Below are 14,171 nucleotides of genomic sequence, written 5' to 3'. Positions count from 1 at the left end.
CGATCAGCAGCATGGTCGGCAGGATGACGGCCGCGTAGACCGGGTCGAGGTTGATGCGCAGGAACAGGGCGTAGCCGAGCACCATGAGCGCGAAGCCCGCCGCGATGACGCGCGGGGTGCCGAAGCGGTCGACGATCGCGCCGACCTTCGTCGAGGACAGGGCGACGAGCGCGCCCGCGGGCAGGAAGGCGAGCGCCATGCTCAGCGCCGACCAGCCGAGCAGTGACTGGAGGTACAGCGTCGCGAGGAACTGGAAGCTGACGTAGGAGCCGAAGAAGGTCATCGCGCCGATCTGGGCGCGGATCTGCGAGCCGGAGCGCAGCACGCCGAGCCGGATCAGCGGTCCGGGCGAGCGGCGCTCGATGCGGACGAACACGGTGAGCAGGACGGCGACGGCGAGGAAGGAGAGCAGGGTGCGGGCCGATCCCCAGCCGGCCTCCGGGGCCTGGACCACGGTGAAGACGAGCAGCAGCATGGCGAGGGTGCCGGTGACGGCGCCGGGGACGTCGTAGCCGCGGTGGTTCTCCTCCTTGGCGCTGTGCGGGATCAGCTTGAGGCCGAGGAGCAGCGCGATCACGGCGATCGGCGCGGGAAGGAGCATGGTCAGGCGCCAGCTCGCCTCCGTCAGGAGCCCCGACAGGACGAGGCCCATGGAGAAGCCGGTGGCGGCGCAGGTGGTGTAGATGGACAGGGCGCGGTTGCGCACCGGGCCCTCGGCGAACGTCGTCGTGATGATCGACAGACCGGCCGGGGCGGTGAACGCGGCGCTCAGGCCCTTGATGAAGCGGCTCGCGATGAGCAGCGGCCCCGAGTCGACGAGCCCGCCGAGCAGGGACGCCACCGCGAAGACACCGAGGGCCACGAGGAAGACGCGGCGCCGCCCGAGCAGGTCGGCCGCGCGGCCACCGAGCAGCAACAGGCCGCCGTAGCCCAGGATGTAGCCGCTGACGACCCATTGCAGGGTGGCCGTCGACAGGTCCAGTTCCGAGCCGATCGAGGGCAGGGCGACGCCGACCATCGACACGTCGAGCGCGTCGAGGAACATCGCGGCGCACAGGACGAGCAGCGTGCCCCAGAGCCGGGGGGACCAGTGCTCCTGGGACGCCTCGGGTGAGGAGGGAGCGGCGGAGAGCGGAGAAGTCATGCGCAGCAATGTACATGCGCATGCATTGAGTGCAAGTGCATTTAATGACGATGCAATAAAGAGGGCTTTTCTGCTACCGTGCGAGCATGGCGGCACAGAAGTCGGAAGCGAGGGCCGCGGGCGCGCCGGACCTCGTGGATCAGTGGCGGGACATCCTCGCGGTACACGCGCGCACGATGTGCGAACTCGACCGTGCGCTGCACCAGCACGGCCTCGGCGCCAGCGACTTCGAGGTCCTCGACGTGCTCGCCGAGGGCACGGCGCAGGACGGCGCCGGGGGGTTCCGGGTGCAGGAGATCGCCGGGCAGGTCCATCTCAGCCAGAGTGCACTGTCCCGCCTCATCGGCCGCCTGGAGAAGGACGGGCTCGTGGAGCGCGGGATGTGCAGCGAGGACCGGCGCGGGGTGCGGGTCTGCCTGACGTCCAAGGGGCGTGAACTGCACGGGGAGGTCCGGCCGTTGCAGCGCGCCGTGCTGAGCCGGATGCTGGAGCCCGGGGCCTGAGCCCCGGCGCGGATGCGGGTGATCAGCCCCAGGTGATCGCCGAGCGCTCGCGCCAGAGCGCGGCCACCGACGCGTCGCCCGTCAGGGACGGGAACGGCAGCCGGTTCCAGAGCGACAGGTAGAGGCGCGCGGCGGGGCCCGCGAGTTCGCAGTCGGCCTCGTCCGTCCCGCCGTGCTCGGTCGCGGGCGGGTCCTGCGTGATGCGGACGGTCCAGGCCGCGTCGGCGTCCGTCGCCCGTACGCGCAGCACCTTCGGCTCGTCGGAGCGGACCCGGCTCTTCTTACGGGCGTGCATCCCGAGCAGGAGCTCCTCGATGCCGTCGACCGCGACGTCCTCGGCGATCGGGTCCGGCGCGGTCGTCAGCGCCGACTGGGCGTCGACCCGGTGCACGGTCGTCTCGTGGGCCTGGCGCCGCGCCCAGAAGGCGAGCGGGCTGGGGGCGGGCAGGAACGACCAGCACGCCACGTCCTGCGGTGCCTGGGTCAGGGTGTCGACCAGATACGTGTGTCCCCGCCGGAACCAGTCGATCAGCTCGTCCCCGTCGAGGTCGGGCAGGCCCCCGTCGGGATGGGGTTCCTGGTGGCCCTCCGCGACGAACGCCGCCGCCCAGCGGTGCACCATGCCCGTGTGCCGCAGCAGGTCGCGGATCTGCCACCCGGGGCAGGTCGGCACCTTGGCGTCGACGCCCGCCTGCTCGGCGGCGACCGCGAGCCGGCGGCCCTCGGTGTCCAGGACGTGAAGGTGTTCGGCCATCTCCATGGGACGTATCTCCATGGGGCGAGTGTGCCGGGTGACGCGCGTCCGGGGGCGGGGTTTCCGGGGATTGGGATACGGGGCGCGGGGGCGGCGGCGGGCGTGTGCCCGTTTCGGGGACGGGGTCTCAGGGGGTCGCCGCGTTGCGGGTCGCGAAGCCTATGGCCGCGGCGACGGCCGCGAGCAGCGCGACGCTCGTCAGGGCCGTGGGCAGGGAGAGCCAGTCCGCCATGAAGCCGATCGCGGGCGGGCCGAGCAACATGCCGCCGTAGCCGAGGGTGGAGGCCGCGGCGACGCCGGTCGGGCCCGCGAGGGCGCCCGCGCGTTCGATGGCGACGGGGAAGAGGTTCGCCAGGCCGAGGCCGGTCACCGCGAAGCCGATGAGGGTCAGCCACACCGAGGGGGCGAGCGCGCCGAGCAGCATTCCGGCCGCGCCGGTCGCCCCGCCGCAGACCATCGTGCGGGTCCTGCCGAGCCGTTCCAGCAGGGCCGTGCCGGAGAGGCGGCCGATCGTCATGGCGAACGCGAAGCACGAGTAGCTGGCCGCGGCGATGCCCGGGTGTGCGTGCAGGTCCTCTTCGAGGTGGAGCGCGCTCCAGTCGGCCAGGGCCCCTTCCCCGTAGGCCGTGCACAGGGCGATGAGGCCGAAGACGAGGACCAGGCCGTGGGCGCGGCGGCCGACGGGGCGCGGCGCGGGGTCCTCGTCCTGGAGGCGTTCCGGCGGGGCCGGCGGGGTCTGGCGCAGCAGGGTCGGTGCGGCGGCCGCGGTGACCACGAGGCCGATCACGGTGATGGCGAGGAGGTGCCGGGTCGGGGAGAGGTGGCCCGCGACGAGTCCGCCGAGGCCCGAGCCCACCATGCCGCCGAGGCTGAACGCGGCGTGGAAGCTCGGCATGATCGGGCGGCGGAGCGCGGCGACCAGGTCCACGGCCGCGCTGTTCATCGCCACGTTCATGCCGCCGTACGCCGCGCCGAAGGCCAGCAGGACGAGGCCGAGCGCGAGGGGCGAGTGGGTGAGCGGGGGCAGCGCGACGGTGAGCGGCAGCAGCACGGCACAGGCCACCGTCACCGCGTGCGCGCCGAACCGGCGGCACAACCCGCCCGTCAGCATCATCGTGACGACCGCCCCGGCCGACACCCCGAGCAGCGCGAGCCCGAGCGCGCTCGACGAGGCCCCCGTCTGCTCCTTGATCGCCGGGATGCGCACCACCCAGCCCGCGAAGACGAAGCCGTCCAGGGCGAAGAAGACGGTGAGTACGGTGCGGAGGTTTGACAGGGGGGAGCGGTGCGGGGCGTCGGCGCTGACGGGCCCGAGTTTGTTCAATGGCGGCACAAAGTGAGGGTAGGGGGAGGGGTGCGGCCGGGACAAGGGGGCGGCGGGTCGGTTCTGGTTCGGCCGGAGCGTGTGCCTGGTGGGGGTCGTGCTGCGGCCGCGGCGCCCGTCGTGGCTGGTCGCGCAGTTCCCCGCGCCCCTGAAGGCCGTGGCTGCGCCACGCCTTCCCCTGGCGGGGTGTCCCGGGATGTGGGCGTGTGCTGGGATGTCGCACGAAGTGCGCATCCCAGGGGCGCGGGGAACTGCGCGACCAGCCACCACGAGAGCCGCGCCCGGATGACGGCACAAGCCCCGCAGGGCGAGCGCTCACACCGCAAGCACCCGCACACCCGCCTCCTCGAACCGCGCCAGCGCCCCCTTCTCCGCCGCCGTGTCCGTGACGAGGATGTCCACCTGGGAGACGTCGCAGATGCGGGCGAAGGCGCGGTGGCCCAGTTTGGTGGAGTCCGCCGCCACCACGACGCGTTCGGCGCGCTCGCAGAGCAGGCGGTTGATCGCGGCCTCCGCCTCGTCGTGCGCGGAGGCGCCGTGCGTGACGTCGAGGCCGACGACGCCGAGCACCGCCGTGTCCAGGGTGACCTGGCCCAGGACGCCGTCGGCCAGCGGGCCGATCAGCTCGTAGGACTGCGGGCGCGCGACCCCGCCGGTCAGCACGATCTTGAACTGCGGGCGCACCGCCAGCTCGTTCGCGATGTTGAGGGCGTTCGTGACGATGGTGAGCGCCGGGGTGCCGGAGGCGAGGTCGGGGCGGACGGCGAGCGCGCGGGCGACCTCCGTCGTCGTCGTGCCGCCGGTGAGGCCCACCGCCTCGCCGGGCGTGAGGAGTTCGGCGACCGCCTTGGCGATGCGCTGCTTCTCGGCGGCGCCGAGCGCGGTCTTGTAGCGCAGGGGGAGTTCGTAGCTGACGCCGTGCACGACGGCCCCGCCGCGCGTGCGCACGAGCATCTGCTGCTCGGCGAGCTGGTCGAAGTCGCGCCGGATCGTCGCCGCGGAGACGCCCAGTTCGGTCGCCGCCTCCTCCACGTCGAGCCGTCCGCGCTCGACGAGCAGCTCCAGGAGGGACTTCCAGCGGGCGTCGCGGGACATCCGCGGCCTCCAATCGTCGATCGGCTCGGTCGGACAGACGATAGCCGTTTGCGCACGAATGCTTGATACTGATTGAAAGCTCGCTATATCTTGCACGAACAAGCAGCGCGACTGAGCGGCATCGCGAACGGACCACCGGGGAGTGGGTACGGACATGAGTCACGTCGAGAACGAGCTGAACAGCCAGCCGGAGTGCTGGACGCGGGCCGCGGAGCTGGCCCCGACGCACAAGGACGCGCTACCGGCGCAGGGCGAGCGGGTCGCCGTCGTCGGCTGCGGCACCTCGTGGTTCATGGCGCAGGCCGCGGCCGTGCTGCGCGAGCAGGCGGGCCAGGGCGAGACCGACGCCTTCGCCGCGTCGGAGTTCCCGTCCGGACGCTCCTACGACCGGGTCGTGGCGCTGACCCGGTCCGGCACCACCACCGAGGTCCTCGACCTCCTCGCCGCGCTCAAGGGCAAGGTCCGCACGACCGCGATCACCGGCGACCCGGACACGCCCATCAGGACGGCCGCCGGCGACCTCGTCGTCCTCGACTTCGCCGACGAGCGGTCCGTCGTGCAGACCCGCTTCGCCACCACCGCGCTCACCCTGCTCCGCGCCCACCTCGGCCTCCACACCGGACAGGCCGTCGCCGACGCCCGTACCGCGCTCGCCGAACCGCTGCCCGAAGGGCTCGTGGAGTGCGGCCAGTTCACGTTCCTCGGCCGCGGCTGGACCGTCGGCCTCGCCAACGAGGCCGCGCTGAAGATGCGCGAGGCGTCCCTGTCGTGGACCGAGGCGTACCCCGCGATGGAGTACCGCCACGGCCCGATCAGCGTCACCACCGCGGGCACCGCCACCTGGATGATCGGCGAGGCGCCCGAGGGCCTGGCCGAGCAGGTCGGCGCGACCGGCGCCCAGTGGGTCGAGGGCCGTCTCGACCCGCTCGCCGAACTCGTCCGCGCCCAGCGCCTCGCCGTCGCGGTCGCCGCCCGCCAGGGACTCGACCCCGACCAGCCGCGCCACCTCACGCGCTCGGTGATCCTGACCGCCGACCGACCGCTGCCGTAGTCCACTCGCGCACCAGACGCACCAGAGAGGAGGGGCAGTGCCCCTCGCAGCCACCGGGACACTCGTCGGCGCGGCCGCCGCCCGCCGCGGCGCCGTCGCCGCCTTCAACGTCATCACGCTCGAACACGTCGAGGCCGTCGTCGCGGGCGCCGAGTCCGTGGACGCCCCCGTCGTCCTGCAGATCTCCGAGAACGCGGTCCGCTACCGCTACGGCCGGCTCCTGCCGCTGGCCCGCGCCGCCGTCGCCGTCGCCGAGGCGGCCCGCGTCGACGTCGCCCTCCACCTCGACCACGTACAGAGCGACGACCTGCTGCGGCAGGCCGCCGACGCCGGGTTCAGCTCGGTCATGTACGACGCCGCGCGCCTGCCCTACGACGAGAACCTCGCCGCGACCCGCGCCGCCGCCGACTGGGGCCACGCGCACGGCCTGTGGGTCGAGGCGGAGCTGGGCGAGGTCGGCGGCAAGGACGGGGCCGCGCCGCTCGACGCGCACGCGCCCGGCGCCCGCACCGACCCGGGGGAGGCGCGCGCGTTCGTCTCGGACGCGGGCGTGGACGCCCTCGCCGTCGCCGTCGGCTCCTCGCACGCGATGACGACCCGCACCGCCACCCTCGACCACGACCTCCTCAAGCGGCTCGCAGACGGCCTGGACCTGCCGCTCGTGCTGCACGGGTCGTCCGGGGTGCCCGACGGCGAGCTGGCGGCGGCCGTGCGCGGCGGCATCGCCAAGGTCAACGTCGGTACGGCCCTCAACATCGCGATGACGGCCGCCATCCGGGAGTTCCTCGCCGAACACCCCGACGCCGTCGACTCCCGCAAGTACCTCACGGTCGGGCGCGAGGCCATGACCCGTACCGTCGGCGAACTCATCACGGTGCTGCGGGGCTGACCCCGACCCCGAGATCGCTTCGGCGGAACACATGTCACACATGCCTCGGCGAGGGCGCAGGATGGAGGCATGAACGGACCCGGACTGTTCGCCCGACCGCCCGAGGAGATCGCCCCCGGCGCGGTCCACGTCCCGGACTGGCTCGACGCGGCCGGGCAGCGCGCCCTCGTCGAGTCCTGCCGGACCTGGGCGCGCCCGCCCGCCGGGCTGCGCGAGGTGCGGCTGCCCGGCGGCGGCCGGATGACGGTCCGGCAGTTCGGGCTCGGCTGGCACTGGTTCCCGTACGGGTACGCGCGCACCGCCGTCGACGGTGACGGTCAGCCCGTGAAGGCGATGCCGCCCGAGCTGGCGGAGCTGGGACGACGCGCGGTCGGCGCCGCGTACGGAGAGCACGCGCAGATGTCTCGAGAGCCGTACGACATCGCGCTCATCAACTACTACGGCGCCGACGCCCGCATGGGGATGCACAAGGACCGCGACGAGCGCTCGGCCGCGCCGGTCGTCTCGCTCTCCCTCGGCGACACCTGTGTCTTCCGGTTCGGGAACACCGAGACCCGGACGAAGCCGTACACCGACGTGGAACTGCACAGCGGCGACCTGTTCGTCTTCGGCGGCCCGTCCCGGTTCGCGTACCACGGGGTGCCCCGCACCCTGGACGGCACCGCGCCGCCCGGCCTCGGCCTGGAGGGGCGGCTCAACATCACCCTGCGCGTGAGCGGACTCTGACCGGCGCACGGTGTTCACCGGGGTCACCGGCTACCATTCCTGACCGTGATCAGGGCGAGGAGTTGCTGATGGGCGGGAGGGCGGCCGCCGGGACCGGGGGCCACACGGCGGGCGGCGGTGCCGCGCGGCCACCGCGCCTGGAGCGGGGCCGCAGCGCGCTCGGGCCCGCGCTCGAACTCGTCCACACCGGGCGGGCGCCGACCCGCGCCGTCCTCACCGCCGAACTCGGCGTGACCCGGGCCACGGCCGGTGCCGTCGCCGCCGAACTCGAAGCGCTCGGGCTCATCCGGATCGACGCGAGGCCCAGCGCGGCGGCCGGTTCGCAGGGGCGCCCCTCGCACCGCCTCTCCGTCGCCGAGGACGGCCCGGTGGCGCTCGCCGCGCAGGTGCACTCCGACGGGTACCGCGCGGCCCTCGTCGGGCTCGGCGGCCGCATCGTCGCCACCACCCCCGGCTGCGCGATCATCGACCCGGACCCGGCGGACGTCCTGCGCTCCGTCGTGGAGGCGGGCGTCCGGCTCCTGGAGACGACCGGGCGGCGGTGCGTCGGCGCCGGGCTCGCCGTGCCGTCCGCCGTCGCGGAGCCCGAGGGCACGGCCCTCAACCCACTCCACCTGGCGTGGCCCGCGGGCGCTCCCGTGCGGCAGATCTTCGCCGACTGCGTGCGCGAGGCGGACCTCGGCATCCCCGCGTTCGCCGCGAACGACGTCAACCTCGCCGCGCTCGCCGAGCACCGGCACGGCGCCGGACGCGGCGCCCGCGACCTGCTCTGCGTCGCCACGGGCCACCGCGGTGTCGGCGGCGCCCTCGTCATCGACGGCCGCCTGCACACCGGGAGTTCGGGCCTCGCCCTCGAAGTCGGGCACCTCACCGTCAACCCCGAGGGCCGCCCCTGCCACTGCGGCAGCCGCGGCTGCCTCGACGTCGAGGCCGACCCGCTGGCCTTCCTCGTCGCCGCGGGCCGCGATCCGGACCCCGACGGCTCCCTCCTCGACCAGGCCCGCGCCCTCCTCGCCGAAGCGCCGGACGACCGCGGCGTGCGTACGGCCCTTGAGGCGCTCGTCGACCGGCTCGGCCTCGGCCTCGCCGGGCTCGTCAACATCCTCAACCCGGACCGCATCATCCTCGGCGGCCTGCACCGCACGCTCCTGGACGCCGCGCCCGAGCGGCTGCGCGCCGTCGTCGCCGACCGCAGCCTGTGGGGGCGCAGCGGGGGCGTGCCCATCCTGGCGTGCACGCTGGACCACAACAGCCTGGTCGGCGCGGCGGAGCTGGCCTGGCAGCCGGTGCTCGACGATCCGCTCGGCGCGCTCGCCGAGATCTGACAGGCCCGGAAACCGCCTCCCGCGCGGCAGCAGCTTCCGCTCGTGCTGTGACAGGTGCAGCACCTGATGGACGTACGGGCGGCGACGGCGACGGCGGTAGTCACAGAGAACGCGCAGCCGCTCGTACTCCCGTGGGGGTACAGGCAGTGCCGCTGGCCGTACGACGACCCGGACCCCCTCCCGGCGCGACGCTCGACTCGTCACGCACGCACCTCACCGGGAGATGAGTTCAGATGCAGACACTCGCGCACTTCGGCGGCTCCGGCGGCGGCCCCGGCCCGTGGATCCTTCTCTTCCCGCTCGTCTGGGCGGCCGTCGTGGTCGGCGCGGTCGCTCTCCTGCGGCGCACCGTGTGGCGCGGCAGGCGCGGACCGTGGCGGGCCCCGGCGCCGCGCGTCGACGCGGACTCGCCGATCGCCGTCCTCGGCCGCCGCTTCGCCGCCGGGGAGATCGACGAGGACGAGTACTGGCGCCGGCTGTCCGTCCTGAACGAGGAGTTCGGGCACCCGGCGACGGGCAAGGGTGGCGCGGCATGACCGCCGCCACCCTCGCCAGTGCCACCCGGGCCGCCGCCCGCGTCGGGAACGCCGTCAGGTGTACGGGACGGGCGACACCGCCGTCCGCGCCCTCGACGGCGTGAGCGTCGGCTTCCGCGCCGGGCGGTTCACCGCGATCATGGGGCCGTCCGGCTCCGGCAAGCCGACAGCGCCTTCGCCTTCACCCTGCCACCGGCACGGCTAAAGGTGGTGGCCCTGGTCGGCCTGACAGCGGGCGCCCTGGCCGGCCTGCGCGGAGGGCGGGGCGGATGGATGTGCTGCGGGCGATCGCGACGGAGTGAGGCCGCGCCCCGGCGCGGATCTCCGCTGGTCGGGACGGTGCGCCGGGGCGGTGGCGGGGGCTCATCGCTGCGCGGCCGAGGTGTGGTGCCGCTCGCCGACGCCGGGGGCCGCCTCGTCCTGGCACCGCAGGCGCGAGCGTGGCGGCGCGTCTCAAGTGGGCGGCGCCGGACGATGCCGGGGCACGGGGCACGGGGCACGGGGCACGGGGCACGGGGCACGGGGCGCGCGCGGGGTGAGGGTGCGGGGCGCTCCTCCCCGCACCCTCACCCCGGCCCGCCCCACTTCCCGCCCCGCAGCGGAGCGACGTGTCACCGCCCGGTCAGCCTGCGACGGCCGACCGGGCGGGAGTGTGGCGGGTCACGCGGTGTGCGGGTGTGTCGGTGAGGAGAGGGGTCACCGCGGTGCGGACCGGCGCCGGCGGCAGCGCCTTGGCCGGGGCCGGGGCGGGCAGGGTGAACCAGACGACCTTGCCGCCGTCGCCGTGCGGCCGCACCCCCCAGCTCTCGCTGACCGCCGCGACCATCGCGAGTCCGCGGCCGCAGGTCGACAGCGCGGCCAGGTCGTCGTACGCCGGGTCAAGACCGTCGCACGCCGCCGCGTCACCGCACACCGCCTCCGCGTCGTCGTTTCGTATCTTGGGAAGGCGTGGGTCGTGGTCGTGCACGGAGAGCGTCAGCCGCTCCCTGCGCAGTTCGATCTCGACCGTGCAGTTCTTGTCCGGCTCGACATGCCGGTGCACATTGGTGAGCAGCTCGGTGATGCCGAGCTCCGCGAGGTCGATCAATGGGTCGAGATGCCAGTAGCGCAACTGCGCCGATACGATTCTGCGGACCTGTCCGATCCGCGACGGCAGGGCTTGGAGCTCCACCGTGCAATGCCTGCTCGGCTGGCTGATCACGGCTGCGACTCCCCGAAATAGTCCGGAAGAAGACGAGTACGGATCGAGCGGTGCGATCACGCTGTGGCAGGACCGCCCGCTACGTGTCCGGCGGGCTGGTTCGCAGCGTCATCGCCGGTACACCCTGAGTAGTGATGCGTGACCAGCGTGACCCAGGGGATGCGGCGCTGCAACTCCGGCGCCCGCTCGCCCGACGCGGCGAACGAACGACGGAGGGGCGTCAGGACTACGTGGTGCGGGCCGCGGCGCTGCGCACCGCCTCGATGAAACGGCGCGCCGTCGGCGGTCCGGCCTCCGCGCTCTGGCCGCCGAGCCGCAGCAGGTACCGTCGCCCGTCGACCTCCGCCGTGGCGCTGTCGTCCGGGCCGAACCAGGGTTTGCCCGCGCGGACTTCACGCAAGGGCGCGCTGTCGATCTCACTGCCGTAACTCGTGAGCAGTTCGAGCCTGCCGCCCGCGATCCGGATCTGCCCGGCCCGGGTCAGCGAGCGCAGCCGCCGCCCGATCCGCACGCCCGTCGCCGTGAACTCCGGCTCCGCCATGCCGTTTCGCCCCCTCGAGTGCGTTCGTGCGGTGCAGTTTGCACGTACCTGGCCAGGAGCACCAGTACACATGTGGACGCGGTGTGAAGCAGCAGACGCATCCGGTATATGCGCGAGCGCACACGGTCGCCCCGCCCCGTCGCCAGGTCTGCCTTTGAGCCCCTCAAAGGGGTGTTTATGCAGGTGAGAGGCGTGCCAGAGGTGTCTATGATCGAGGCGTCCGGTCACGTCCGACCGGACCCGCACCGGCTCGCCCGACACGTCGCTCCGACATGTTCTGCCCCGGCCGACGCGCGGAACGACGCGAAGGAGCCGCGCGGTGAGCACAGGAGAGCAGGATCGTCCCGCAGGCGACGGCACGGCCGGTGAGCCGCTGCCGACGCTCGACATCGACCACACCGACACCGCATACCGAACATGGCTCAAAGAGGCCGTCCGCAAGGTCCAGGCCGACAACAACCGCTCGGCCGACACCCACCTGCTGCGCTTCCCGCTTCCCGAGCACTGGGGCATCGACCTCTATCTGAAGGACGAGTCGACCCACCCCACCGGCAGCCTCAAGCACCGCCTGGCCCGCTCGCTCTTCCTCTACGGCCTGTGCAACGGCTGGATCCGGCCGGACCGCCCGGTCATCGAGGCGTCCAGCGGCTCCACGGCGGTCTCCGAGGCGTACTTCGCGAAGCTGATCGGGGTCCCCTTCATCGCGGTGATGCCGCGTACGACGAGCGCCGAAAAGTGTCGGCTGATCGAGTTCCACGGCGGCCGCTGTCACTTCGTCGACGACCCGCGCACGATGTACGAGGAGTCGGCGTCCCTCGCCGCCCGCACCGGCGGGCACTACATGGACCAGTTCACCTACGCGGAACGGGCGACGGACTGGCGCGGCAACAACAACATCGCCGAGTCCATCTACCGCCAGCTGGAGCTGGAGCGCTACCCCTGCCCCACCTGGATCGTGGCCACGGCCGGCACGGGCGGCACCTCGGCGACCCTGGCCCGCTACGTGCACTACATGCAGCACGACACCCGCATCTGCGTCGCCGACCCCGAGAACTCCTGCTTCTTCGAGGGCTGGACGACGGACAACCCCGACGCCACCAGCGACTGCGGCTCCCGCATCGAGGGCATCGGCCGCCCCCGCATGGAGCCCAGCTTCGTCCCCGGCGCCATCGACCGCATGATGAAGGTCCCCGACGCGGCGAGCGTCGCCGCCGTCCGCGCCCTGGAACGCGCCATCGGCCGCAAGGCGGGCGGCTCGACCGGCACCGGCCTCTGGAGCGCCCTCAAGATCGTCGCGGAGATGGTGGCGGAGGGCCGCAAGGGCAGCGTGGTCACCCTCCTCTGCGACCCGGGCGACCGCTACCTGGACAAGTACTACGCGGACGAGTGGCTGGAGCGCCAGGGTCTGGACATCGCCCCGTACGCGAGAACGATCGACCGGCTTCTGTCGACGGGCGAGTGGCCGACATCGGACCCCACCGGCATTTCAAGCCACTCCGGCCTGTCAAGCCCCTCCGGCGATTGAGGAGCGGGGTCCGGGGCAGAGCCCCGTGACCTCAGCTCAGGCACGGGGCGCCGAAGCCAGCCGAGCATCAAGCGCCCCGACCGCGTCACGGAAGGCCCGCCCGAGCCCCGCCCGCCCCACCTTCAGCCCCACCCGGAACAAAGCCGCCCCATCCGCCGCGAAAGTCCATTGCACCCGCGCCCCACCGGGTACCCCCACGACCCGCCACTCCTCGAGCAGAGCCCGCACCCCAGGCGCATTCGTCCGATCCACCCGGTACGCGTACACCGCACACGGCTCCGCCGCGACAACCGTCTCCAGGAACCGTGTCCCGCCCTTGAGCCGGACCTCCCGCCGCGCGCCCCCGTCGAGCACCCGCGCGGACGTCACCGCGGAGAACCATTGCGGCCACCCGGGCACATCGTCGGCGAGCGCCCGGTACACCGCCTCGGGCGAGGCCGACACCTCACGGGCGAACACGAACCGGAGCGGAGCGGTCTCGACGAAGTCGAGGCCGACGGGGCGGAGTTGGCGCGCCATGAACCTTCAGCCTCCGGACAGGAAGCCCCAACGGGCAGACGGACAAGGGCAGTCGGCCGAGCGCCGTCACCCTAGCCGCAGCCCCGTCAGATGTCTGTACCGCCCTCGCCGCCCCCGGAGGGCACCGGCTCCCCGGCCACGACGAGCCGCACATGCTCACCGATCTCGGCCCGCGCCTCCACCGGCAGCCCCGCGTCCGTCACCAGCGTGTCCACCTGGTCGAGGGAGGCGAACGAACTCAGGCCCACCGTCCCCCACTTGGTGTGGTCGGCGACGACCACCACGCGCCGCGCGGACTGCACGAGCCGCCGGTTGGTCTCCGCCTCCGCGAGGTTCGGTGTGGAAAGACCGGCCTCCGGGCTTATGCCGTGCACGCCGAGGAACAGCACGTCGAAGTGGAGCGCCGCGACGGCCTGGTCGGCGACGGGCCCGACCAGCGAGTCGGACGGCGTGCGCACCCCGCCCGTGAGGACCACGGTCGCCGCCCCCTGCCGGGTGCCGGAACTGCGCTGCGCCACATGGAACACGTCGGCGACCCGCACCGAGTTCGTCACCACCGTCAGGTCCGGCACGTCGAGCAGCTGCTGCGCGAGCGCGTACGTCGTCGTCCCCCCGGACAGGGCGATCGCGGTGCCGGGCGCTGCCAGCGACGCCGCGGCGCGCGCGATGTCCTCCTTGGCGGTCAGCTCGAGCCCGGACTTCGCCTCGAACCCCGGCTCGTGCGAGCTGGCCTCGACGACGGGGACGGCGCCGCCGTGCACCTTCTCCAGGACGCCCTGGCGGGCCAGCGCGTCGAGGTCACGGCGGACCGTCATGTCGGAGACGCCGAGCTTCCTGGTCAGTTCGTTGACCCGGACGCCGCCGCGGCGGCGGACCTCGTCGAGGATCAGGGAGCGGCGCTGCTCCGCGAGGAGGTTCTGATTCTCGCTCACGTCCCGTCGGTTCCCTTCGCCGAAATCCCGCCTCGCACGCGGGTCGCCCCACGGTGTGCCCTGCTGCGTCGCAATCCTCGCACGAGCCACCGACAGCCGTACCACC

The 14,171-nt window shown here is 73.3% G+C and carries 15 protein-coding genes and 1 pseudogene; 8 read left to right on the top strand and 8 right to left on the bottom strand.

The annotated features are described in order from the left end of the window. The coding region (locus N5I75_RS30045; protein ID WP_476682582.1) for an MFS transporter at positions 1-1,144 on the bottom strand (1,144 nt) is incomplete at its 3' end. An 86-nt stretch (positions 1,145-1,230) separates the two neighbouring features. Here N5I75_RS30045 and N5I75_RS30040 point away from each other — a divergent pair. Next, complete coding sequence (locus N5I75_RS30040; protein ID WP_476682580.1) at positions 1,231-1,647, top strand: MarR family winged helix-turn-helix transcriptional regulator; 417 nt, start codon at positions 1,231-1,233, stop codon at positions 1,645-1,647. 22 nt (positions 1,648-1,669) lie between these two features. On the opposite strand, the gene N5I75_RS30035 is transcribed toward N5I75_RS30040, so the two are convergent. The 3 genes from N5I75_RS30035 to N5I75_RS30025 all read right to left on the bottom strand — a co-directional run bounded on the left by N5I75_RS30035 (position 1,670) and on the right by N5I75_RS30025 (position 4,820). Further along, positions 1,670-2,407 carry a maleylpyruvate isomerase family mycothiol-dependent enzyme gene (locus tag N5I75_RS30035; RefSeq protein WP_476683120.1) on the bottom strand — a complete coding sequence of 246 codons (738 nt, stop codon included), beginning with the start codon at positions 2,405-2,407 and terminating at the stop codon, positions 1,670-1,672. Between the two features lie 121 nt (positions 2,408-2,528). Further along, positions 2,529-3,734, bottom strand: coding sequence for an MFS transporter (locus N5I75_RS30030; RefSeq protein WP_476682578.1), 1,206 nt, complete (start codon positions 3,732-3,734; stop codon positions 2,529-2,531). A gap of 306 nt (positions 3,735-4,040) precedes the next feature. Further along, the gene (locus N5I75_RS30025) at positions 4,041-4,820 is read right to left on the bottom strand and encodes a DeoR/GlpR family DNA-binding transcription regulator (RefSeq protein ID WP_476682576.1); all 780 of its coding nucleotides are present in this window, start codon (positions 4,818-4,820) and stop codon (positions 4,041-4,043) included. Positions 4,821-4,974: 154 nt separating this feature from the next. Here N5I75_RS30025 and N5I75_RS30020 point away from each other — a divergent pair, with 154 nt between their 5' ends. From N5I75_RS30020 to N5I75_RS29995, 6 genes and pseudogenes are all read left to right on the top strand, one after another. Further along, the gene (locus N5I75_RS30020) at positions 4,975-5,871 is read left to right on the top strand and encodes an SIS domain-containing protein (protein ID WP_476682574.1); all 897 of its coding nucleotides are present in this window, start codon (positions 4,975-4,977) and stop codon (positions 5,869-5,871) included. A 37-nt stretch (positions 5,872-5,908) separates the two neighbouring features. Then, complete coding sequence (locus N5I75_RS30015; protein ID WP_476682572.1) at positions 5,909-6,760, top strand: class II fructose-bisphosphate aldolase; 852 nt, start codon at positions 5,909-5,911, stop codon at positions 6,758-6,760. A 69-nt stretch (positions 6,761-6,829) separates the two neighbouring features. Next, positions 6,830-7,486 (top strand): alpha-ketoglutarate-dependent dioxygenase AlkB family protein, encoded by a 657-nt coding sequence (locus N5I75_RS30010; RefSeq protein WP_476682570.1) that lies wholly within the window; start codon positions 6,830-6,832, stop codon positions 7,484-7,486. 68 nt (positions 7,487-7,554) lie between these two features. Beyond that, on the top strand, positions 7,555-8,811 hold the full coding sequence (locus tag N5I75_RS30005; protein WP_476682568.1) for an ROK family protein: 1,257 nt from the start codon (positions 7,555-7,557) through the stop codon (positions 8,809-8,811). Positions 8,812-9,044: 233 nt separating this feature from the next. Beyond that, positions 9,045-9,347, top strand: a complete 303-nt coding sequence (locus tag N5I75_RS30000) for an SHOCT domain-containing protein (protein ID WP_476682566.1) — start codon at positions 9,045-9,047, stop codon at positions 9,345-9,347. Continuing rightward, a pseudogene (locus tag N5I75_RS29995) lies at positions 9,344-9,516 on the top strand (ABC transporter ATP-binding protein); the annotation flags it as partial. The gene N5I75_RS30000 and the pseudogene N5I75_RS29995, both read left to right, overlap by 4 nt. 453 nt (positions 9,517-9,969) lie before the next feature. On the opposite strand, the gene N5I75_RS29990 reads toward N5I75_RS29995, so the two are convergent. Together N5I75_RS29990 and N5I75_RS29985 are read right to left on the bottom strand one after the other, a co-directional pair. Continuing rightward, on the bottom strand, positions 9,970-10,548 hold the full coding sequence (locus tag N5I75_RS29990; protein ID WP_476682564.1) for an ATP-binding protein: 579 nt from the start codon (positions 10,546-10,548) through the stop codon (positions 9,970-9,972). Positions 10,549-10,774: 226 nt separating this feature from the next. Continuing rightward, positions 10,775-11,089 (bottom strand): hypothetical protein, encoded by a 315-nt coding sequence (locus tag N5I75_RS29985; protein WP_476682562.1) that lies wholly within the window; start codon positions 11,087-11,089, stop codon positions 10,775-10,777. A 319-nt stretch (positions 11,090-11,408) separates the two neighbouring features. Here N5I75_RS29985 and cds1 point away from each other — a divergent pair, with 319 nt between their 5' ends. After that, the gene (gene cds1, locus N5I75_RS29980; RefSeq protein ID WP_476682560.1) at positions 11,409-12,614 is read left to right on the top strand and encodes an L-cysteine desulfhydrase Cds1; all 1,206 of its coding nucleotides are present in this window, start codon (positions 11,409-11,411) and stop codon (positions 12,612-12,614) included. A 36-nt stretch (positions 12,615-12,650) separates the two neighbouring features. Here cds1 and N5I75_RS29975 read toward each other — a convergent pair whose 3' ends face one another. Next, positions 12,651-13,133, bottom strand: coding sequence for an SRPBCC family protein (locus N5I75_RS29975; protein ID WP_476682558.1), 483 nt, complete (start codon positions 13,131-13,133; stop codon positions 12,651-12,653). Between the two features lie 86 nt (positions 13,134-13,219). Then, complete coding sequence (locus tag N5I75_RS29970) at positions 13,220-14,065, bottom strand: DeoR/GlpR family DNA-binding transcription regulator (RefSeq protein WP_476682556.1); 846 nt, start codon at positions 14,063-14,065, stop codon at positions 13,220-13,222. Between the last annotated feature and the right edge of the window lie 106 nt (positions 14,066-14,171).

Source organism: Streptomyces sp. R818 (assembly GCF_056172735.1).
This window is presented reverse-complemented; position numbering and strand designations above follow the sequence as displayed.